Source organism: Sulfitobacter sp. PM12 (assembly GCF_045586035.1).
GTDB classification, from domain to species: Bacteria; Pseudomonadota; Alphaproteobacteria; order Rhodobacterales; family Rhodobacteraceae; genus Sulfitobacter; species Sulfitobacter pontiacus.
In genome coordinates, this window is sequence record NZ_CP151529.1 from 2,776,823 (window position 1) to 2,797,732 (window position 20,910).

At 60.3% G+C, this 20,910-nt stretch carries 23 protein-coding genes; 6 read left to right on the forward strand and 17 right to left on the reverse strand.

What is annotated here, in order from left to right:
• Positions 1–142: 142 nt before the first annotated feature.
• Genes pyrC through AADW22_RS13625 form a run of 3 tightly spaced genes read left to right on the forward strand, consistent with a single transcriptional unit; the run spans position 143 to position 2,317 of the window.
• Positions 143–1,423, forward strand: coding sequence for a dihydroorotase (gene pyrC / locus AADW22_RS13615; protein ID WP_407473914.1), 1,281 nt, complete (start codon positions 143–145; stop codon positions 1,421–1,423).
• Positions 1,424–1,425: 2 nt separating this feature from the next.
• Complete coding sequence (gene plsY, locus AADW22_RS13620; RefSeq protein WP_005849669.1) at positions 1,426–2,037, forward strand: glycerol-3-phosphate 1-O-acyltransferase PlsY; 612 nt, start codon at positions 1,426–1,428, stop codon at positions 2,035–2,037.
• A gap of 4 nt (positions 2,038–2,041) precedes the next feature.
• Positions 2,042–2,317, forward strand: a complete 276-nt coding sequence (locus tag AADW22_RS13625) for a hypothetical protein (RefSeq protein ID WP_005849671.1) — start codon at positions 2,042–2,044, stop codon at positions 2,315–2,317.
• Here the strand turns inward: AADW22_RS13625 and AADW22_RS13630 are convergent.
• The 3 genes from AADW22_RS13630 to AADW22_RS13640 all read right to left on the reverse strand — a co-directional run bounded on the left by AADW22_RS13630 (position 2,311) and on the right by AADW22_RS13640 (position 5,098).
• Positions 2,311–3,690: a glutamate--cysteine ligase gene (locus tag AADW22_RS13630; RefSeq protein ID WP_407473915.1), complete on the reverse strand. Its 1,380-nt coding sequence runs from the start codon at positions 3,688–3,690 to the stop codon at positions 2,311–2,313. The two genes, AADW22_RS13625 and AADW22_RS13630, sit on opposite strands and share 7 nt — an antisense overlap.
• 60 nt (positions 3,691–3,750) lie before the next feature.
• Positions 3,751–4,278 (reverse strand): hypothetical protein, encoded by a 528-nt coding sequence (locus tag AADW22_RS13635; RefSeq protein WP_005849675.1) that lies wholly within the window; start codon positions 4,276–4,278, stop codon positions 3,751–3,753.
• A 97-nt stretch (positions 4,279–4,375) separates the two neighbouring features.
• Positions 4,376–5,098, reverse strand: a complete 723-nt coding sequence (locus AADW22_RS13640) for a 16S rRNA (uracil(1498)-N(3))-methyltransferase (protein ID WP_407473916.1) — start codon at positions 5,096–5,098, stop codon at positions 4,376–4,378.
• 12 nt (positions 5,099–5,110) lie between these two features.
• On the opposite strand from AADW22_RS13640, the gene ubiA reads away from it, so the two are divergent.
• The 3 genes from ubiA (at position 5,111) to AADW22_RS13655 (ending at position 8,375) form a co-directional block, all read left to right on the forward strand.
• Positions 5,111–6,085: a 4-hydroxybenzoate octaprenyltransferase gene (ubiA, locus tag AADW22_RS13645; protein ID WP_407473917.1), complete on the forward strand. Its 975-nt coding sequence runs from the start codon at positions 5,111–5,113 to the stop codon at positions 6,083–6,085.
• 63 nt (positions 6,086–6,148) lie between these two features.
• The gene (locus tag AADW22_RS13650; protein WP_407473918.1) at positions 6,149–8,047 is read left to right on the forward strand and encodes an OmpA family protein; all 1,899 of its coding nucleotides are present in this window, start codon (positions 6,149–6,151) and stop codon (positions 8,045–8,047) included.
• A 1-nt stretch (position 8,048) separates the two neighbouring features.
• The gene (locus AADW22_RS13655; protein WP_005849689.1) at positions 8,049–8,375 is read left to right on the forward strand and encodes a hypothetical protein; all 327 of its coding nucleotides are present in this window, start codon (positions 8,049–8,051) and stop codon (positions 8,373–8,375) included.
• Between the two features lie 16 nt (positions 8,376–8,391).
• Here AADW22_RS13655 and AADW22_RS13660 read toward each other — a convergent pair whose 3' ends face one another.
• The 14 genes from AADW22_RS13660 to AADW22_RS13725 all read right to left on the reverse strand — a co-directional run bounded on the left by AADW22_RS13660 (position 8,392) and on the right by AADW22_RS13725 (position 20,832).
• Entirely contained in the window at positions 8,392–8,835 is a 444-nt protein-coding gene (locus AADW22_RS13660; RefSeq protein WP_009825254.1) for a molybdenum cofactor biosynthesis protein MoaE, read from the reverse strand.
• A 1-nt stretch (position 8,836) separates the two neighbouring features.
• Positions 8,837–9,082 (reverse strand): molybdopterin converting factor subunit 1, encoded by a 246-nt coding sequence (gene moaD / locus AADW22_RS13665; protein ID WP_005849691.1) that lies wholly within the window; start codon positions 9,080–9,082, stop codon positions 8,837–8,839.
• Entirely contained in the window at positions 9,082–9,747 is a 666-nt protein-coding gene (pgsA, locus tag AADW22_RS13670; protein WP_005849692.1) for a CDP-diacylglycerol--glycerol-3-phosphate 3-phosphatidyltransferase, read from the reverse strand. Before pgsA ends, moaD begins: the two co-directional genes overlap by 1 nt.
• A 122-nt stretch (positions 9,748–9,869) precedes the next feature.
• Positions 9,870–11,735 carry an excinuclease ABC subunit UvrC gene (gene uvrC, locus AADW22_RS13675; protein WP_407473919.1) on the reverse strand — a complete coding sequence of 622 codons (1,866 nt, stop codon included), beginning with the start codon at positions 11,733–11,735 and terminating at the stop codon, positions 9,870–9,872.
• A gap of 284 nt (positions 11,736–12,019) precedes the next feature.
• The gene (locus AADW22_RS13680) at positions 12,020–12,799 is read right to left on the reverse strand and encodes an SDR family oxidoreductase (protein WP_005849695.1); all 780 of its coding nucleotides are present in this window, start codon (positions 12,797–12,799) and stop codon (positions 12,020–12,022) included.
• 12 nt (positions 12,800–12,811) lie between these two features.
• The gene (locus AADW22_RS13685) at positions 12,812–13,765 is read right to left on the reverse strand and encodes a calcium/sodium antiporter (protein WP_005849697.1); all 954 of its coding nucleotides are present in this window, start codon (positions 13,763–13,765) and stop codon (positions 12,812–12,814) included.
• Between the two features lie 173 nt (positions 13,766–13,938).
• Entirely contained in the window at positions 13,939–14,736 is a 798-nt protein-coding gene (locus AADW22_RS13690) for a S49 family peptidase (protein ID WP_407473920.1), read from the reverse strand.
• 52 nt (positions 14,737–14,788) lie between these two features.
• Positions 14,789–15,550: an ABC transporter permease gene (locus AADW22_RS13695; RefSeq protein ID WP_005849702.1), complete on the reverse strand. Its 762-nt coding sequence runs from the start codon at positions 15,548–15,550 to the stop codon at positions 14,789–14,791.
• Positions 15,547–16,476: an ABC transporter ATP-binding protein gene (locus tag AADW22_RS13700; protein WP_009825261.1), complete on the reverse strand. Its 930-nt coding sequence runs from the start codon at positions 16,474–16,476 to the stop codon at positions 15,547–15,549. The genes AADW22_RS13695 and AADW22_RS13700 overlap by 4 nt, the downstream gene beginning before the upstream one ends.
• Before the next feature lie 65 nt (positions 16,477–16,541).
• Positions 16,542–17,066: a CoxG family protein gene (locus tag AADW22_RS13705; RefSeq protein WP_009825262.1), complete on the reverse strand. Its 525-nt coding sequence runs from the start codon at positions 17,064–17,066 to the stop codon at positions 16,542–16,544.
• Between the two features lie 139 nt (positions 17,067–17,205).
• Positions 17,206–18,168: an NADPH:quinone oxidoreductase family protein gene (locus AADW22_RS13710; protein WP_009825263.1), complete on the reverse strand. Its 963-nt coding sequence runs from the start codon at positions 18,166–18,168 to the stop codon at positions 17,206–17,208.
• Between the two features lie 120 nt (positions 18,169–18,288).
• Positions 18,289–18,399, reverse strand: coding sequence for a DUF2474 family protein (locus AADW22_RS13715; protein WP_005849709.1), 111 nt, complete (start codon positions 18,397–18,399; stop codon positions 18,289–18,291).
• Complete coding sequence (gene cydB, locus AADW22_RS13720; protein WP_005849712.1) at positions 18,399–19,406, reverse strand: cytochrome d ubiquinol oxidase subunit II; 1,008 nt, start codon at positions 19,404–19,406, stop codon at positions 18,399–18,401. Before cydB ends, AADW22_RS13715 begins: the two co-directional genes overlap by 1 nt.
• Positions 19,407–19,416: 10 nt before the next feature.
• Positions 19,417–20,832 (reverse strand): cytochrome ubiquinol oxidase subunit I, encoded by a 1,416-nt coding sequence (locus tag AADW22_RS13725; RefSeq protein WP_407473921.1) that lies wholly within the window; start codon positions 20,830–20,832, stop codon positions 19,417–19,419.
• Between the last annotated feature and the right edge of the window lie 78 nt (positions 20,833–20,910).

A 20,910-nucleotide genomic window follows, 5' to 3' on the forward strand; every position in this document is an offset into this window, starting at 1 on the left:
CGATCCCAAGATGTCCGGCCGTATCGCTATGATTGCCCTGCTTGTCGCCTTTGGCGTGGCGGGCATGATGGTGTGGATCGGGTCCTGACCTTTCTGACCGCCCCCGCGGCACCCCTGTTTTCCTAACGACGAAGGCCCCTCCATGACCCTGCATTTTATCAACGCGCAGCTGATCGACCCCGAAGCAGGCACCGTCACCCGCGGCACGATTCGGGTCGAGGATGGAAAGATCGCGGCAGTACTGGACGATACCGCACCGATCGCCGGGGATGCGCAGGTCGTGGATTGCCGTGGGAAATACCTGGCCCCCGGTATCGTCGATCTGGGCGTCAAGGTCTGTGAACCCGGGGAGCGGCACAAGGAAAGCTTCCGCTCTGCGGGGCTGGCAGCGGCTGCGGGTGGGGTCACGACAATGGTCACCCGCCCCGACACCGACCCCACCATCGACAGCCCCGAAGTGCTTGAATTCGTCACCCGCCGTGCGAACGAGGCCGCGCCGGTCAACGTCGTGCCCATGGCCGCGCTGACCAAGGGCCGCGAAGGCCGCGAGATGACAGAGATCGGGTTTCTCATGGATGCCGGTGCCGTGGGCTTTACCGATTGTGATCGCGTGGTGACGGATACCAAAGTATTCTCCCGCGCGCTGACCTATGCCCGTAGCCTTGGCGCGCTTGTCATCGCTCACCCGCAGGAACCCATCTTGAGCAAGGGGGCGGCGGTGACCTCTGGTAAATTCGCGTCGCTGCGCGGGCTGCCTGCCGTCTCGCCCATGGCGGAACGCATGGGGCTGGACCGCGACATCGCCCTGATCGAAATGACGGGGGCCCGCTATCACGCCGACCAGATCACCACCGCCCGCGCCCTACCCGCGCTGGAGCGTGCAAAGAAGAACGGTCTGGATATCACCGCCGGGGTCGGCATCCACCACCTGACGCTGAACGCGCTGGATGTGGCCGATTACCGCACCTTCTTCAAGCTCAAGCCCCCCCTGCGCGACGAAGAGGATCGCATCGCCGTGGTAGAGGCCGTGGCCTCTGGCCTGATCGATATCATTTGTTCCATGCACACCCCGCAGGACGAGGAATCCAAACGGCTCCCGTTCGAGGAAGCCGCATCGGGGGCCGTCGCATTGGAAACCCTGCTGCCCGCAGCCTTGCGACTGGTCCACTCCGAGATGATCGATATTGCCACATTGTGGCGTGCGCTGTCGTTCAACCCTGCGAAACGTCTGGGGCTGCCCGGGGGGCGGATGTCCGTCGGTGCCCCCGCCGATCTGGTGCTTTTTGATGATGGCGCGCCTTTCGTGATGAACCGCGAGGTTTTGCGGTCGAAATCGCGCAACACCCCCTTTGACGGGATGCGCATGCAAGGTAAGGTCTTGGAAACTTACGTTTCCGGCACCTGCATCTATAAGGCCTCCTGAATATGCCCCTGATCGACTCTTCCCTATTCGTGCTCCTGTTCTGGGCCGTTGCGGCCTATCTGATCGGGTCGGTCCCCTTTGGCATGGTGCTGACGCGCGCGATGAATCTGGGCGATCTGCGCAGCATCGGGTCGGGCAATATCGGTGCCACCAATGTGCTGCGCACAGGTTCCAAAAAAGCGGCGGCGCTGACGTTGATCCTGGATGGGGGCAAAGGGGCCGTTGCAGTGCTGCTGGCACGGCTCTTCGCGGGCGAGGACGCGGCCCAAATTGCCGCATTGGCCGCGATGCTGGGTCATTGCTATCCGGTCTGGCTGGGGTTCAAGGGCGGCAAGGGTGTCGCGACATTCCTTGGTGTGTTGCTGGCCCTTGCATGGCCCGTCGGCCTCGCCTGCTGTCTGGCGTGGCTGATCGCCATGGCCGTCACCCGCACCTCGTCCATCGGGGGGCTGGCATCCGCCGCGGCATCGACCTTTTTTATGATCTTCCTGGGCTACGGCAGCGCCCTGTTTCTGGGCATTCTGCTGACCCTGCTGGTGTTCTGGCGCCACCGCGAGAACATCAAACGCATCCGCGCGGGCACCGAACCCAAGATCGGTGCCAAGAAAGACTGACCCTGTGACGGCTACCGTCGACGCGCGCTTTTTGGACGCGTTCCACGCGCTGCCCGACGGCACGCACACCGGCAGATATCAAACCCGCCGCTATGTTTGGTCAAAAAGCACCTTTAATTCAGGTAAAAGCTGGAAACTGGTTGCCGAGGAATTGGGCGGCTCGGACTATATCAGCCTGAACCTCTATGCGCTCGCCAGCGGAGCACGTCTTTATCCCTGCGAAATGCCCGCGGCCAAGGTCATCGCCTTTGTCCGCGGGCTGATCATCGAGGATCAGTAAGAATAATAAGAATAATCGGCGTAGATCCGGCTGAGGTCGCCCTTCCACTTACCGTCATAATCCTCCAGCAGCTCGTCCGCGGGGACCTTGCCGGTCTCGATGCTCTCCTTCAGCGCGTTCAGGAAATGCGTTTCGTCCGGGACCATACCGCCCGCACCGCTGCGCGCCCGTGCTTTCAGCCCTTGTTCGGACAGGGCCACGGCCTCGCGCGCGATGTCGTGCATGCGCACGCCGCCCACCTTGGCCTGCAACCCGTCGACAGAGGCCGCGACCCGCAGCGCCTCGCGCGTTTCGGCATCCCAGCCTTTAACCAGATCCCAAGCGCCATCCAGCGCCTGTTGGTCATAAGTCAGCCCGACCCAAAACGCGGGCAAGGCACATAGACGACGCCACGGCCCACCGTCGGCACCGCGCATTTCGATGAATTTCTTGATCCGCGCCTCGGGGAAGGCCGTGGTCAGATGGTCCGCCCAATCGCTCAGCGTCGGCATCTCTCCGGGCAGCGCAGGCAGCTTGCCTTTCAGGAAGTCGCGGAAAGATTGCCCCAGGGCATCGATATATTTTCCATCGCGGTAAACAAAATACATCGGCACATCGAGCGCATATTCCACCCAACGCTCAAAGCCCATGCCGTCTTCAAACACCCAGGGCAACATGCCCGTACGCGCCGCATCCAGATCACGCCACACGCGGCTGCGCCATGATTTATGGCCGTTGGGCTTGCCTTCGAAAAACGGCGAATTCGCAAACAGCGCCGTCGCGACAGGTTGCAAGGCCAGTGCCACGCGCAGCTTTTGCACCATGTCCGCCTCGGACCCGAAATCAAGGTTCACCTGCACCGTGCAGGTCCGGCGCATCATGACCCGACCCATCGTGCCGACCTTAGTCATATATTCGTTCATCAGCTTGTACCGGCCCTTGGGCATCAGATCCATCTGGTCGTGGGACCATTCCGGTGCCGCGCCCAAGCCAATGAACCCCGCTCCGATCCGGTCCGCCACATCGCGCACTTCGCGCAGGTGGGTGTTCACCTCGTCGCAGGTCTCGTGGATGGTTTCGACAGGCGCGCCCGACAGCTCCAACTGACCGCCCGGCTCGAGCGAGATATTCGCCCCGTCCTTGACCAACCCGATCAGCTTGCCGCCCTCTTCCACAGGATCCCAGCCATGGCCGTCGCGCAGCCCTTCCAACATGGCGCGGATCGAACAATCGCCCTCATAGGGCAAGGGCAGCAGCGTCTCTTTGTTATAGCCGAATTTCTCGTGCTCGGTGCCAATGCGCCAATCTTCCTTGGGTTTGCACCCGTCCGCGAGATAGTTGACCAGCTGGTCGTAACTTTCGATCGGGCCGCCGCCGGATTGAGGGATAGACATGTGGGGTGGCTCCGAGTTCAATTTCTGTGGTCTAAGGGATGGTGCGATTTGGACGGGGTGTCAATGCAACAGGGTCGAGGCCGGCCGCATCGAACGCCGCTCCCAAATCACGACGGACAGGGTCTTGTCATCGGCCAATTCGGCCAACATTCTTTCGGTACGCAGCCCCGGAAGTGCGGCAAAAGCGTCAAAAAGCGCGTCCGCCCCCGCGGCATCCACGGGGATCATCACGGGATTTTGTCCAGGCTGTTCCAGTTTCCAATGCGCCGGATAGGCCCCGCGCTCAAGGCTCAGACGCTCCATCTCGCGTAGGGCGATGACGCCGCCGGTCAGGGGGCCGAAATAGGCGATCTGCCCCTCATCCACCTGCACCGCTCCGGCCCCGAGGCCGGTCTTGCGAAACCGCACGCGCTGCCCGCCGATCCAGACAAAGATCACCCCCGCAAGGATCAGCGCATAGCCCGGTATCGCCAACAGCAACCCCGGCCCCGCCACCAGCCAAAGCCCGATCAAAGCGACCGCGATTCCGCCAAGAACCTCGCGCCAACGCCACAGTTCAGCCTTCGCCTCAGGTCGCAGAAAACTCATCGTGCTCTCCTACTGCTGGCTTCATTTTGCCAGATAAACTCCACGGGGGCGTGGGGGTGTGAAACCCCCACTCCGACGCGCGTGCCAGAAACCGCACTCACGCCCAATCTCCCAATGTCTTTTGCCACAGGGTCATGGCCGCCACTGCTGCCGTGTCCGCCCGCAAGATGCGCGGCCCCAAGGCGACGGGGCGCGACCAGTCCAACCCGCGCAAACGCGCGCGTTCACTCTCCGAAAACCCGCCCTCTGGTCCAATCAGGATGGCCCAAGGACCAGGCCGCGCGGATGCGAGCCCCTCTTCCTCGCCCGCCAGCGCCTCGTCGCAGAACATCAAGGACCGCTCGGGCTCCCAACGATCGATCAGACGGTCCAGCCGGACCATATCGGCCACCTCCGGTACGAAAGTCCCGCCGCATTGCTCCGCTGCCTCGACCGCATGGGCTTGCAGACGATCGCGCTGCACGCGGCCGGCGTTGGTAAATTCACTTTGCACCGGCACAATGCGCCGCGCACCCATTTCGGCAGCTTTCTCGACAATGAAATCCGTGCGCGCCTTTTTGATCGGCGCAAAGATCAGCCACAGGTCGGGCGGCATTTGCAGCGCTTTCGTCTGCTCGGCACAGACCAGCACACCGCCGCGTTTACCCGCCTCGGCGACCTCGGCGCGCCATTCGCCATCAATGCCATTAAACAAAAGAACCGACGCGCCCACCGATTGGCGCATCACGCCAAAGAGATAATGCGCCTGCGCCTTATCCAAAGGAACGGATTGCCCCTGCCCCAACGGATGATCTACATAAAGTCTGATTTTCGCGTTCATGGGCACAGATATATGTACGACACCTCGCCGACACCAGATGGGAATGATGCGACACGCGTGGTCGATGCCCCTGCGGACAATTGGGTCGACCGTTTTGCGCCGCGTTTCACCCGCCCCTACCTGCGGCTCAGCCGCGCCGACCGCCCTATTGGCACTTGGCTTTTGCTGCTGCCCTGCTGGTGGGGGCTGACGCTGGCGATGCTGTTTGACCAGCAACCGCGCTGGTTTGACCTGTGGATCTTGATCGGCTGCGGTGCCGGTGCCTGGCTGATGCGCGGCGCGGGGTGCACGTGGAACGACATCACCGACCGGCATATCGATGGCAAGGTCGCCCGTACGCGGTCACGACCCATCCCCTCGGGTCAGGTCAGCGTCAAAGGTGCGCTGGCATGGATGATCGCACAAATGCTGATCGCGCTTGGCATTTTGTTGACCTTCAACGGGGCTGCCATCGCCCTTGGTGTACTGACCCTGCTGCCTGTCGCCGTTTACCCTTTTGCCAAACGTTTCACGTGGTGGCCGCAGGTTTTCCTTGGCATCGCATTTAACTGGGGCGCGCTGCTGGCCTGGACCGCCCATACCGGCAGCCTCGGCGCGCCTGCGGTGGTGCTCTATGTCGCGGGCATCGCGTGGACGCTGTTCTATGACACGATCTATGCCCATCAGGACAAGGAAGATGACGCCCTGATCGGGGTCAAATCCACAGCCCGCCTGTTCGGAGACAATACCGGCCACTGGCTGCGGCGCTTCCTGATCGCCACCGTGGGCCTGATGGGGCTGGCGGTGATCTTTGCCCTGCGCGATTCCGCATCCTTTCTGGCGATGGTCATCGCCCTTGGCGGGCCTTGGGCAATGGGGTGGCATATGGCGTGGCAGCTGCGTGGTATCGACATCAACGACAATGACAAGCTTCTGCGCCTGTTTCGTGTGAACCGCGATACCGGCATGATCCCGCTGGTGTTTTTTGCCGCAGCCCTGCTGGCGTGATTGCACCCCTGTCCCCTCGGGCGTATCAAAGGCTCCAACGTTAACGGTTTCAGAAACGAGCTTATGCGCCTATCTGCACTCCTGATCATCGCGATGACCTTTACCGCCGCTGCGACCGTGTCATTGGTGGCCGCGAATTTTTCGGTAACCCTGATCGAGGAAAACTCCGAGATCGGCGTGCGTGATGCGCTTGATGCAAAAGAGATGACGTGGGCCGAAGTGCAGGCAGACGGGCTGCAGGTCACCCTGTCGGGCACCGCGCCGGACGAAGTCGCGCGGTTCAATGCGCTGAGCACCGCAGGCACCATCGTCGATGCTGCCCGCGTGATTGACCAGATGGATGTGACCGCGCAGGCCGCAATCGCCGCGCCGAAATTCTCGGTCGAGATCTTGCGCAATGATTCCGGCGTTTCGATCATCGGGCTGATTCCCACGACCACGGACCGCGATGCGGCCATCGACCGTTTCCAATCCATCGCCGGTCAAGATCATGTCGCCGATCTACTGGAATCAGCGAATTACCCTGCCCCCGACGGATGGGAAGACGCCTTTGGTTTCGCCATTTCCGCGATGGAGAAACTGCCCCGTGCCAAAGTCTCTGCCGAAGCGGGGCGTGTGGCGATCACGGCCATTTCCGACAGCGCAGAAGCCAAGGCACGGCTGGAAAACCAGCTGAAACGTGCCGCCCCTCCCGGGCTGGTGGTGACACTGGAGATCGCCGCGCCGCGCCCGGTGATCACGCCCTTTACCCTGCGCTTCCAGATCGAGGAAGACAGCACCGGTTTTGACGCCTGTAGCGCGGATACCGAACAGGCCATCGCCCGGATCCTCAAGGCGGCCGTTGCGGCTGGCGCACCGGGGTCGGCACGCTGCACGGTGGGTCTTGGCGTGCCAAGCCCGCGGTGGTCGGAAGCCGTGGAGAAAGCCATCGGCGCGCTGTCCAAGATCGGTGGCGGCTCCGTCAGCTTTGCCGATGCCGATATCAGCCTGATCGCCGCCGAAGGCACCGAACGCGCCGTCTTTGACCGCGTCGTCGGAGAGCTGGAAAACGCCCTGCCTGACGTCTTTGCTTTGAATGCCCGCCTGCCCCAAACCGTCGACCCCGACGCCGGCCCGCCCGAATTCGTCGCCACGCTCTCGCCCGAAGGTCAGGTACAACTGCGCGGCCGTCTGACAGACGACGCGCTGCGCGAATTGGCCGATAGCTACGCCAAGGCGAGCTTTGGCTCGGACAAGGTCTATACCGCCGCGCGGATTGTCGATGATCTGCCCGCCGATTGGCCGACGCGCGTGCTGTCGGCACTGGACGCGCTGTCCAAGCTCGCCAACGGCACGGTCATCGTGACACCCGATAGCGTCAGCGTCGCGGGCAACACCGGTAACCCCGATGCCAGCACGCAGATCGCAACCTTGTTGGCGGGCAAACTGGGCGAAGGCAAAGACTATGAGGTCAAAGTCGCCTATCAAGAAAAGCTCGACCCCGTTCTGGGCCTGCCCACCCCGCAGGAATGCGAAGCCGAGATCGGCAAAGTTGTGGCCAAGGGCAAGATCAACTTCGAACCCGGCAGCGCCACCATTGACGCCTCGGCGCTTGGTACGATGGATCAAATTGCCGAAATCTTGCAAGACTGCCGCGACATAGCACTTGAGGTACAAGGCTATACCGACAGCCAGGGCCGCGAGGAAATGAACCTCGCGCTCAGCCAGTCGCGGGCACAGTCGGTGCTGAACGAACTGCGCGCCCGCCGCGTAATCACCGGCTCCTTCGTGGCCAAGGGCTATGGCGAAGAATCGCCCGTTGCCTCCAACGACACCGAAGAAGGCCGCGAGGCGAACCGCCGGATCGAATTTAAGCTGATCAATGAAGGCCCGTCGGAAGATTCTGACGAAACAGCGCTGGAAAATGGCGCGGATACAGGCGATACAGACACACCATCCGACCAGACCCAAGAAGGCAACTAACATGAGCAGAACCGAATTTGTCATCGCGACAGCGATTATCCTATTCGTCGCCTTCTGCCTTGGATGGTTTGCCAACTGGCTGCTGCACCGCTTTACCCGCGTGGCGGCCGACGATGTCGCCCAGCTTGACCGGATGAGCCAGGAATTGCACGAAGCCGAAGAAACCCGCGATCAGGCGATCACCTATCTGCAACAGCGCGAGGCAGAGCTGACGAACCAGCTCAACCAGACCGAGGCAGAGCTGCGCGCGGCGATGGACGGGTTGCGCGATGCACGCCACGAAGCGGAAGAAATGCGCGCCTATATCGATCGTCAGCAGGCCAGCTAAAGGGCCGACGTGCCGCTTACCACCGGGCCAGCGCGTCTTCGTCTTCTGCCTTTGATGCAACCCAATCCGCCCCTTTGGCAGTGATCTCACGCTTCCAGAAGGGTGCGCGCGACTTTAGGTAATCCATCAGGAATTCAGCCGCTTCAAACGCATCCTTGCGGTGGCGCGCAGCGGTGGCGACCATCATGATCATCTCGCCCGGCAGCAGTCGGCCAAAGCGGTGAATGACCAGCGCATCCCCCAGCGAAAACCGCGCCATCGCGGTTTCAGCCATCTCGGTCAGGGCAGATTCGGTCATGCCGGGGTAGTGTTCAATCTCCATCGCCTGCAACGGATCATCGGGCAGATCGCGCACGATGCCGGTAAAGGTCACAATGGCACCCATATCCCGATGGCCGGCAGCAAAATCCTGGCTTTCCTGCCCCAGATCAAAACCCGCTTCCTGAACCGAGATCTTCATCTCAACCCCCTGTCATCGGCGGGAAAAACGCCACTTCGCGCACGCCTTCCAACGAGGCATCGAAATCGGCAAGTTCCTGATCCACGGCGACACGCAGGCCGGACAGATCGGAAAAGGCGACCGCATAGCGCTCTTCGCGCGCGCGCAGTTCCTCTACAAGGTCCAGAACAGTGCGCGCCGACGTCTCGACCTTCTCACGAGGAAGCCCGATGCGTTCGCGAACCCATGCAAAATACAAGATATTCATCAGCGTGGCTCCACCAGATGGGGCATGGATTTGCGCAGATAATCATAGCCGGTGATCGCGGTCAGCGCCGCTGCTATCCAAAGCAGCACCAACCCGATCCGGCCGGCCCAGATCATCCCGTGGAACTTCCAAGTGAGCCCTAGAACGTCCTCTTCCTCACCCGAGAGTATGGCACCGACCAAGGCATTATCCATGCCGAAAATCGACATGCCAAAGTAATGTTCAAACAGCCCCTGCCCGAACAACACGGCAATTGCGACCATCTGCGCGGTTGTCTTCCACTTGGCCAGCGCCGTGACCTTCAAGGTGCCAGACACATCCCCCAGAAACTCCCGCAGGCCCGAAACAAAGACTTCGCGAAACAGGATCACGGTGGCAGGAAGCACCAGCCATGGCGACCAGCTTGAAAACGCGACGATCACCATCAGCGCAATCACCACCATCGCCTTGTCGGCAATCGGGTCCAGCATGGTCCCCAGCTTGGTTTCCTGCCCCCATGCGCGCGCAAGATAGCCGTCAAACCAATCGGTGACCGCGGCGGCGATGAACAGGAACATCGCCAAAGCGTCCGCATAGGGACGCGTAAAATACAAGAACATCACAGCCACACCCGGGGCCGCGACAAGACGCAAGAGCGTCAGGATATTGGGGATATTCCACTTCATAGCGTCACCCTACAGTGGCAAGACGACAGGGGAAAGTGCCAAGACATCGCCTTCATTTTGCAAAATAAACTCCCCGCGGAGCGTCCTGCCCCCACCACGTGCCCGAAGGCTGAAATTTTGGGCTATCCGCGTTCATGGAAAAACGCATAAATCCGTTCGGCCAAAGCAACCGACACCCCGTCGACGGCCTTCAAGTCGCTCAAGTTCGCGCGACCAACGGCCTTGGCTGACCCGAAATGGGCCAGCAGCGCGCGTTTGCGGGCGGCACCGACGCCGGGCACATCATCAAGGGGCGTCGCCCCCACGGCCTTGGCACGTTTGGCGCGGTGGGTGCCGATGGCGAAACGGTGGGCTTCGTCGCGCAAACGCTGGATGAAATACAAAACCGGATCATTATGCCGCAAGGCCATCGGGCGCTTGCCGACGCGGTAAAATTCCTCTTTGCCCGCATCGCGGTCCACACCTTTGGCCACGCCGACCATCGGAATATCCTCGACCCCGTATTCGCGCATGATGGACGCCACCGCACTCACCTGCCCTGCACCACCGTCGATCAACAGCAGGTCAGGCCACATCCCAAGCGTGCGGTCCGGATCTTCCTTGAGCAATCGTTTGAAACGGCGGGTCAGCACCTCTTTCATCATGCCAAAGTCATCCCCCGGCGTCAGGTCATCGCCGCGAATGTTGAACTTGCGGTACTGGTTTTTCATCATCCCGTCGGGGCCGGCGACAATCATACCGCCAACCGCGTTCGTCCCCTGGATGTGGGAGTTATCGTAGACCTCGATCCGTTGCGGCGGCGCAGGCAGGTCAAAAGCGTCAGCGATACCTTTAAGAAGGTTCGTCTGGGTCGCTGTCTCTGCCAGTTTACGCGCCAAAGATTCGCGCGCATTGCGCAGCGCCCCATCGACCAGCTCTGCTTTTTCGCCACGTTTGGGGACCACGATGTCAACTTTACGCCCCAGCTTCCCCGACAGCGCCTCGACCATCAGATCGGGGCTTTCGATGTCGTTCGACAGGATCAGCTGACGCGGTGGTTCGCGGGTGTCATAGAACTGACCGATAAAGGCCTCCAGCACCTCGGCGGCATCCACATCGGGGCCCACACGGGGATAGTAGTCGCGGTTCCCCCAGTTCTGGTTGGCGCGGATAAAGAAGACCTGCACGCAAGCCTGCCCCTGATCCATGTGCAGCGCGATAATGTCCGCTTCTGCAACGCCTTGCGGGTTGATCCCCTGTGCCGTTTGCACCTGCGTCAGCGCCTTGATCCGGTCGCGCAGGGCGGCGGCGCGTTCAAACTCCATCGCCTCCGACGCCTCGGCCATCTCGGTCGCCAGCCTGCCCTGAATATCGGTGGACTTACCGTTGAGGAATTTCTCCGCGTCCTGCACCGTCTTGCGGTATTCCTCGGGCGAGATCTTACCCACACAGGGGGCAGAGCAGCGCTTGATCTGATGCTGCAAACAGGGGCGCGAGCGGCTTTCGAACATCGCGTCAGAGCAATCGCGCAGCAGGAACACCCGTTGCAGCTGGTTCAGCGTACGGTTCACCGCACCGGCGCTGGCGAAGGGCCCGTAGTAATTGCCCTTTTCCTTTTTGGCCCCACGGTGCTTTTTGATCTGCGGATAATCATGCGTGGCCGTTACCAGAATATTGGGAAAGCTCTTGTCATCGCGCAGCAGCACGTTGAATTTCGGCTTGAGCTGTTTGATCAGGTTCTGTTCAAGCAGCAACGCCTCGGTCTCTGTCTTCGTGGTCAGAAACATCATCGACGCGGTGTTTGATATCATTCGCGCGATCCGGCCCGAATGACCTGACGGCCGCGCGTAGTTGCTTACCCGCGCCCGCAGATTCCGCGCCTTGCCCACGTAAAGGACACGGCTTTCCGAATCGAGCATCCGGTACACACCAGGAGAGCCATCAATCGTTTTCAGGTACGATTGAATCACCTCATGGCCGGTTTTCGGTTTTTCGTTAGCGTCTGACATTGATTCGAGCGTTCGGACCTTTTGGCTGCAACAGTGTTAGCGGTAGGACAAGATTAAACATACCCACGACTCTTGTGGATAACCTTGCAGATAACTTTCAAACAGCGCGGATTTTCCCATGTATTAATGGGGCTTCCGGTGTTTGCCTAATTTTTAGGCATATGTGCAAGTCATTGATTTTAGACGTTATTTTTATTAACACTTTCCAACCCACTGAAAACACGCCCCTTTTTGTAACGGTTTTGTTACCGATGTGACCGCGGTGCACAACTTGCGTGGAAAGCCTATTCTAGGCCTTGCGCGTCGGGGGTTTTCCAGCCTAGGTGCTGCCCCCCGTCAGTGCAGATCAACTGCCCCGTGACCGACGGCGCATCAAGGAAATAGCCCAATGCAGCAGTAATATCGCGGGGATTCGCCCCCCGTTCGAGAATCACCTTGGACCGCTGCCGCGCAAAGTGTTCGTCGGTCTGCTTGGCCCCCTTCAGGGTCGGCCCCGGACCGATTGCATTGACCCGTATCGCCGGTGCCAGTGCTTGGGAAGATGTCTGGGTCAGCGCCCACAACCCCATTTTTCCGATGGTATATGTCATGAACTCCGGCGTGAGCTTGCGCACACGCTGGTCCAGCATATTGATGATCAGCCCCACGGCAACGGGCTCGTCCTGTGCGTCAGTCTCCGGCGCCAATCCTTGCGCGGCCATGGCCTGCGTCAGAATGAAAGGTGCCCGCAGGTTGCTGCCGATATGGCGGTTCCAGCTTTCCTCTGTCGCGGTAGAAATGTTGTCGTATTCAAAAATCGACGCATTGTTCACAAGGCAGGTGATCGGCCCGCCAAGCGCCACTGCCGCGCGTGGCAGCAGATCGTGCGTCGCGGTCTCGTCCAGCAGATCGGCTTGCAGGGCGACAGCCTGCCGGCCCTTTGCCTTCAACTCGGACACAACCTCGTCGGCACCGTCGGACGAGCTGTTGTAATGCACCGCAACGTCATACCCGCGATCCCCGAGATAAAGCGCCATCGCACGCCCCAAGCGGGCTCCGGCTCCGGTTACCAACGCGTGTTTCATACCGCACCTCTTTTAGATCAGAACAGCCGCCATATAGCCCGCATAGACGGCACATAGAACGATGCCCCAGATGCGGTTGATGTCACGCCCCAGATACACAAAGGGGATCAGCAGCAGCGACGCCCCCAGCATGACCCACAGATCGAACCGCAGGAATTCCGGATCAACATGGATCGGCCCTACAAGGCTCGCGATACCGATAATGCCCAGCAGGTTGAACAGGTTGGACCCGATCACGTTACCCAAGGCGACATCAGCCTGACGGCGCAGCGCTGCCATAACGGTTGTGGCGAGTTCGGGCATCGAGGTTCCGATCGCCACCAGCGTCAGCCCGATGACCGTGTCGCTTACCCCGTAGGCGCGCGCGATCATGGACGCATTATCCACCAGCAGCCCCGCCCCGAGGGGCAAACCCACCAACCCGAGCACAAGGAATACCGCAATGCGCCAGCCCGGCATATCGGGATCGGCCCCTTCGGGCTCTTCCAGGTCCGCGGCGGCAGCGTTTTTACATTCGCGGCGATGCTCTTTGCCGTCGCGGTACATGTCGTACAGCACATAGGCCAAGGCCCCCAGCAACACGAAACCCGCCCAGAAATCGAAAACGCCACGATATGCCAGCCCGATGAACAACACCGAAGCGGCAATCATCATGTTGAACGTCTTGCGCGTGCTACACTCTGACGTGTGCATCGTCGCCAGCAAGGCGGGCACCCCGAGGACCAGCAGGATGTTCGCGGTGTTCGACCCCACGACATTGCCCAATGCGATCCCAGGTGAATCGTCCAACACCGCCTTGATCGACACCAGCAATTCCGGCGCAGACGTCCCGAACGCCACAATCGTCAGGCTGACGATCAAAGCGGGCACGCCGAGGCGCAGGGACAGGTTAACCGCCCCCTTAACCAACGCATCCCCGGCCAGCAACAAAATCACCAGCCCCAAAACACTTAGAACCCAAGGCATAATCATCCGCGTTTACCCCCGCATCCGCAGGGAGATTTCCCAATGCGATAGCGTCCACAATTATTACATTTCTTCTGGCTCAGGCGCTTACCGCCCAACCAGTGCATCTTTCCAAACCATGCGAGCGTGCCCATGGCGACCAGAAACAATAAGACAATCTTAAAGACCATGCGTCAGAGCCCGAACCGCGCATAGGCCGCGCGCTCTTCAATACTGTCGACCGCGTCGCCGATGATCTGCGCACCAAAGCGGGACAGCAGCCCTTTTTTGGTGCCGTAGCGGTTGAACTTCACCTTGTCGCCAAAGCGTTGCTTGATCATCGGGCGCAGGTGGCCGATGCCGTCGATCAGCCCCAGCTCGGTGGCGCGTTTCGCCAGCCAGACCTCTCCGGTGAACAGGTCAATATCAGGCGCAAGCTTGCTTCCGCGGCGTGATGTGACGTGATCGATGAAGTTCCCGTGGATATCCTCCAGCAGTTGCTTCAAACGCGCGACATCTTCGGGCTTTTCAGGGCGGAACGGGTCGAGCATGGATTTGGACTGGCCCGCAGTATAAACCCGCCGTTCTACCCCGTGGCGTTGGATAAATTCATCCGCACCAAAAGACGCCGAGATCACACCGATGGACCCCAGAACGGAACTGGGATCGGCATAGATTTCATCCGCAGCCGCGGCCAGCCAATATCCGCCAGAGGCCGCGACATCTTCGACAAAGGCGATGACGGGGATGTTCTTTTCGTCGGCCAGACGCCGGATGCGCGCGCCGATCAACGAAGATTGCACCGGGCTACCGCCGGGACTGCTGATTTCCAAAACCACAGCCGCGGGTTTGCCGCGGTTGAATGCTTTGTCGATGGCGGGGCCAATGCCGCTGTCGTTCAGGCCACCACGGGTGCGGCCCCCGATCACGCCAGACAGTCGCACCACGGAAACCGTCGGACGGGAGGCCAAAAAGGGAAGGTATTTTCTCATACCTTCCCATGTAGAGTGCACCATACCTGCAAACAAGGAGGGCACCCGATACTTACTGCCTAATCCGCCAGCCGGTACGGAAAATCCAACCGATCACCGCAAGACACAGCGCCGTAAAGCCCGCGATGGCCAAAAGGCTCGTCACAATCGGCACATCCGCCGATCCGAAGAAGGCCCAGCGGAAGCCCGAGATCAGATACACCACCGGGTTAAAGTGAGAGATCACCTGCCACACCGGCGGCAGCATAGAGATCGAATAGAACGATCCCCCAAGGAAGACCAAGGGCGTCACAATCAACAGCGGCACAAGCTGCAACTGTTCAAAGTTGCCCGCCCAGATCCCGATGATGAAACCCATCAGCGAAAAGCTGATGCAGGTCAGCACCAGAAAGGCCACCATCCAGATCGGATGCTGAATGGTGATGTCCACAAAGAAGAACGCCGTGAGCAGGATGATCACCCCGATAAACAGTGCTTTGGTCGCCGCAGCCCCGACATAGCCACAGACAATTTCGATAAAGTTAACCGGTGCGGATAAAAGTTCGAACACGGTGCCGATGAACTTGGGGAAATAGATGCCAAAGGACGCGTTCGAGATCGACTGCGTGATCACGCTCAGCATGATCAGCCCCGGTACGATAAACGCGCCATAGCTTATGCCTTCGACCTCTTGGATGCGGCTGCCGATGGCCGCGCCGAACACCACGAAATACAGCGATGTCGACAACACCGGAGAGATCAGACTCTGCGTGATGGTGCGAAAGAAGCGCGCCATTTCAAACGTGTAGATGGATTTGACTGCGATCCAGTTCATGCCGCGTCCTCCTTGACCAGATCGACAAAAATATCCTCAAGACTGCTTTGCGACGTCTCAAGATCAGACAGCACAAGCCCCGCGGCCGCGACATCGGACAAGAGCTTGGTGATGCCCGTCCGCTCTGCCCGCGTGTCATAGGAATAGATCAACGCGTGCCCGTCGTCGGACAGGGTCAGCGCATCAGAGACAAGACTGTCGGGGATCGCGTCAATCGGTTGGGTCAGCTGCACCACCAACTGCTTTTTCCCCATGCGTGACATCAACGTGTCTTTATCCTCGACCAGCAGCAGCTCGCCGTGGGCGATCACACCGATCCGATCGGCAATCGCCTCGGCTTCCTCGATATAGTGGGTGGTGAGGATGATGGTCACGCCACTGGCCTTCAGGTCCGCGACGATATTCCACATATCGCGGCGCAGCTCTACGTCGACGCCGGCGGTGGGTTCATCCAGGAACAGGACGCGGGGCTCGTGCGCCAATGCCTTGGCAATCAAGACACGACGTTTCATCCCGCCCGACAAGGCGCGGATCTGGCTGTCTTTCTTGTCCCAAAGCGATAGCTGCCGCAGGATCTTTTCAACTGCTGCATCATCCTTGGGTTTCCCAAACAACCCGCGCGAGAAACGCACAGTGCTGATGACTTTTTCAAAGGGTTCAAGGTTGATCTCTTGCGGTACCAGCCCGATCATCGACCGCGCACCACGGTAGTCGTTTACCGTGTCGAAACCGCCCACAGTGACGCTACCGCCTGTGCCGGTCGTGATCCCGCAAATGGTTGAAATAAGTGTTGTTTTCCCTGCGCCATTAGGGCCAAGCAGGGCAAGGATTTCGCCCTCTCGGATGTTCAGCGACACGCCTTTCAGCGCCTCGAACCCATCTGCATAGGCCTTGCGCAGGTCGGTGATCTTTACGATGTCAGGCATGGGCGTCTCCGGTGTTGTTGGCCGGAAACTAGACTGATTATCCCAAAGTGAACAGGCCCTACCCGTCAGCTTTTGCTGCGGCCGAACCAGCCCTTTTTCTCGGCTGGTGCATCCGCTGCCTCTGCCGCTTCCGCCGGCGCATCCTCGGCTGGGCCCTCAAGCGTTTCTTGCAGGTTGTTAAAGAACTGGTCCGCCATCTTTTTGGCAAACCCGTCGATGATCCGGCTGCCAAGCTGTGCAAGCTTACCGCCGACCTTGGCCTCGACGTCATAGGAAAGCTCGGTCCCGCCATCGACAGCAGCCAGCGTCACGTCCGCCTCACCCTTGGCAAACCCCGCGGCACCGCCTTTGCCTTCGCCGCTGATCTTGATCGACTGGTCGGGCACCATATCGGTCATGGTGACCTGCCCCTTGAACGTGGCTTTGACGGGGCCGACCTTCTGCACCACGGTCGCCTCGAACCCTTCTTGCGGCGAACCGGTCACCTCGGTCGCGCCGGGGACGCATTTGATCAGCATGTCAGGGTCCAGCAGCGCGGCATATACCTCTGCCGGGCTGGCTGCGATCTGGCGGGTCTCTGACATTTTCATGGGGGCTCTCCGTTGATGGCTTTGCGACAACCTAGCGCACATCAATTGGCAACGCCAAGGTCAAACGCGCGGGTCCGGCTTTTGCGATAGGGCCGCAAAAGATATCAACAGTCGCCACATCGCCAATAAATCGCAGAACCTAGCTGACCCGTACGATGACCTTGCCCGTCGCCTTGCGCGTGCGCAGAAGATCCAGCGCTTCGTTCGCTTGATCCAGCGGCAGCACGTGGCTTACATGGGGTTTCAGCTTGCCGGCGCTATACCAGTCAATCAGCACCTTGAAGCTGTCTGTCAGCACCTGCGGTTTGAAATTCTTGTAGCCGCCCCAGAAAAAACCCAGCACGTCGATGTTCTTGACCAGCAGGATATTGGCAGGGATCTGCGGCACCTCGCCCGAGGCAAACCCAAGCGGCAGGATACGGGCCTCGGGGTTGCAGGCCCGCAGCGCCGCCTTGAACTGGTCGCCGCCGATCGGGTCATAGACCACATCTGCCCCGCCCAAGGATTTCACCACCTCGCGGATGTCATCGGTTTCTGAATCGATCAGATGGTCGGCCCCGGCAGCGCGGCAAATCTCCAGCTTGGCCGCACCACGGGCGCAGGCGATGACCTCTGCCCCCATGAGCTTGCCCAACTCCACCGCGGTCAGCCCGACCCCGCCTGATGCCCCCAGCACCAGCAGACGTTCCCCCGGTTGCAGCCGCGCCTTGTAGTCCAGCGCCACATGGCTGGTGCCATAGGCCACAAGAAAGGCCGCGGCATCCTCGGCCGGCATATCGTCGGGGATCGGCACGCAGACATTGGCGGGAATGGCGGCATATTCGGCCAGCCCCAGCAGGCCGCTATAGGCTGCGATACGTTGACCAACGGCCAGATCGGTCACGCCCTCCCCCACGGCGGCGACGCTGCCCGAAAGCTCCATCCCCAGCGTAAAGGGCAGATCCGGCTTTTGCTGATAGGTGCCCTTGATCATCAGCAGGTCACCAAAGTTCAACCCGCAGGCATCGACCTTGATCAACACTTCGCCAGCGGCGGGGACGGGCATTTCCAGCTCTTGTTCGGACAGGGGCTGGTCATAGGCGGTGACTTGCATGGCGCGCATCGGGGGATCCTTTTGCTATTTCACGCAAAAGGGCCAGAGCATTGGCGGCTTTGCAACCCCCTTGCCCCGGCCCTTGTGAAATTACCCAACGGCAGATGCCTGGCCCCGCCATGCTCCCCCTCAGGGCATGATCATCAATCGGATCCCATAGGCCACCAACCCAAGCGCTGCGACGCTCAGCACCCAGATCAGGACAAACCACCCGGTGCGTGTCATCCAGTTGCGTCGCATCAGTGGTAACCCTCTTCGGGGTCGATCTTCCCGCGGAACACCCAGTAGGTATAGATCGTGTAAGACAGGATCATCGGCAGCAGGACCAAGGTGCCGACCAAGGCGAACTTGAGACTGCTGTCTGGTGCCGCGGCCTCGACGATGGTCAACGACGAGGGCACGATATAGGGGTAGAAACTGATCCCGATCCCGATAAAACCCAGCACGAACAGCGCCAGCGCGCAGAGGAACGGCGTCACGTCCCAGTGGCGTTGCAGCCCGTGGAACAGCCCATAGACGGCCGCGGCCACCAAGGCAGGCACCAGAAAGCTGAAAATCGCGGTCGGAAAGGCGAACCAGCGGCCAAAGAAAGCGTCGTTCAGGAAGGGCGTCCAAAGGCTGACGAGCCCCATGAACACCAGTGTCGCAATGGCAAAGGGCCAGGCCAGCCGCCGCATATGCGCCTGAATACGCCCCTCGAGCTTCATGTTCAGCCAGGTCGCGCCCAGCATCGCATAGCCGACGGTCACCGCGAAACCGGTCAGGACAGAGAATGGCGTCAGCCAGTCCCACCAGCCGCCGGCATAGGCGCGGTTCTCGATCTCGATCCCCTGCACCAGCGCGCCAAGCGCGATCCCCTGACACATGGAGGCCACCAGCGAGCCCCCGAAGAACGAGATATCCCACAGATGTTTGCCCCGCACCGTGCGCCAGCGGTATTCGAAAGCGACGCCGCGAAAGACCAACCCCAGCAGCATCAGGATGATCGGCATGTAAAGCGCGGGCATCACCGTGGCATAGGCCAGCGGGAAGACGGCGAACAAACCGCCGCCACCCAGAACCAGCCAAGTTTCATTGCCGTCCCAGATCGGCGCGACAGAGTTCATCATCACATCACGTTCGCCCTCGTCCTTGGACAACGGGAACAACAGCCCGACCCCAAGGTCGAATCCGTCGAGAATGACATAGATCAGCACCGCAAGCGCGATGATGCCGGCCCAGATAAACGAAAGCTCTAATCCAAACATCTGCTGTCTCCTACTCTGACGCTGCTATGTCTTGGGTCTTGTCCTGCGCCACCGGAGTCGTCCCCGCCGCCCGCACCGGCCCGTCGGTGAGCTCTTCCTGCGCGCCCACATGGGGGCGTTTGCGCATCAGTCCGAGGATATAGAACACCCCCGCCCCGAAGACGAAGAAATAGACCACGATGAAAGAGATCAACGATGCGCCAACCGCAGGCGCGCTGACCGGCGCAAGGCTGTCACTGGTGCGCAGCAGCCCGTAGACGGTAAAGGGCTGACGCCCGACTTCGGTCGTGATCCAACCGGCCAACACGGCGACAAAGCCCATCGGCCCCATGACGATCGCCGCCCGATGCAACCAGCGCGAGCTGTGTAGCGTCCCGCGCCAGCGCGCGATCCCACCCCAAAGGCCAAAGCCCAGCATGGCAAAACCAAGCCCCACCATCACACGGAACGAGAAAAAGACGATGGCAACCGGCGGCTCGTCCTCGTCAGGGATCGTGTCCAGCCCGTCCAGCGGCGCGTTCAGGTCATGTTTGAGGATCAGCGACGACAGTTTCGGCACCTCGACGGCGTAATCGACCCGTTTTTCTGCCTGATTGGGGATGCCGAACAGGATCAGCGGCGCGCCGTCGGGGTGGCTGTCGAAATGCCCCTCCATCGCCATGACCTTGGCGGGCTGATGCTCTAGCGTGTTGATGCCGTGGAAATCCCCTGCCGCGATCTGCAAGGGGGTGACCAGCAGCAGCATCCACATCGCCATAGAGAACATGCGCCGCGACGCAGGGCCCTGATTGTCCTTCAGCAAATGCCACGCACCCACAGCGCCCACAACCAGCGCCGTCGTCAGATAAGCCGCCAGCACCATATGCAGCAAACGGTAGGGGAACGACGGGTTGAAGACGATCTTCCACCAATCCAGCGGAATAAACTGCCCCACATCGTTAAAGCCATAGCCCGCAGGGGTCTGCATCCAGCTGTTCACCGACAGGATCCAAGTGGCGGAAAGCAATGTGCCAAAGGCCACCATCGCTGTGGCAAACATATGCAGCCCCGGCCCGACCCGTTTCAGACCAAACAGCATGATGCCCAGAAAGCCGGCCTCGAGGAAGAAGGCCGACAGCACCTCATAGGCCATCAGCGGCCCGACCACCGGCCCCGCCTTGTCAGAGAACACCGACCAGTTGGTCCCGAATTGATAGGACATCACAATGCCCGACACGACGCCCATGCCAAAGGCCACGGCAAATATCTTTTTCCAGTAGTCGAAAAGCACCCTGTAGGTTTCGTCCTTGGTCCAAAGCCAAAGCGCATTCACCACAGCCAGAAAGCTGGCCAACCCGATCGAGAACGCCGGAAAAATAATGTGAAACGAAACGGTAAAGGCGAATTGGACCCGTGCCAGAACCTCGGCGGAAAACCCATCAAGCATGTCGTACCTCGTAGTGAATGGCCAAAAACAACGGGTTTCGGCCCTTACACCCTAGATAGCGCTGCACCCCCCATAAGT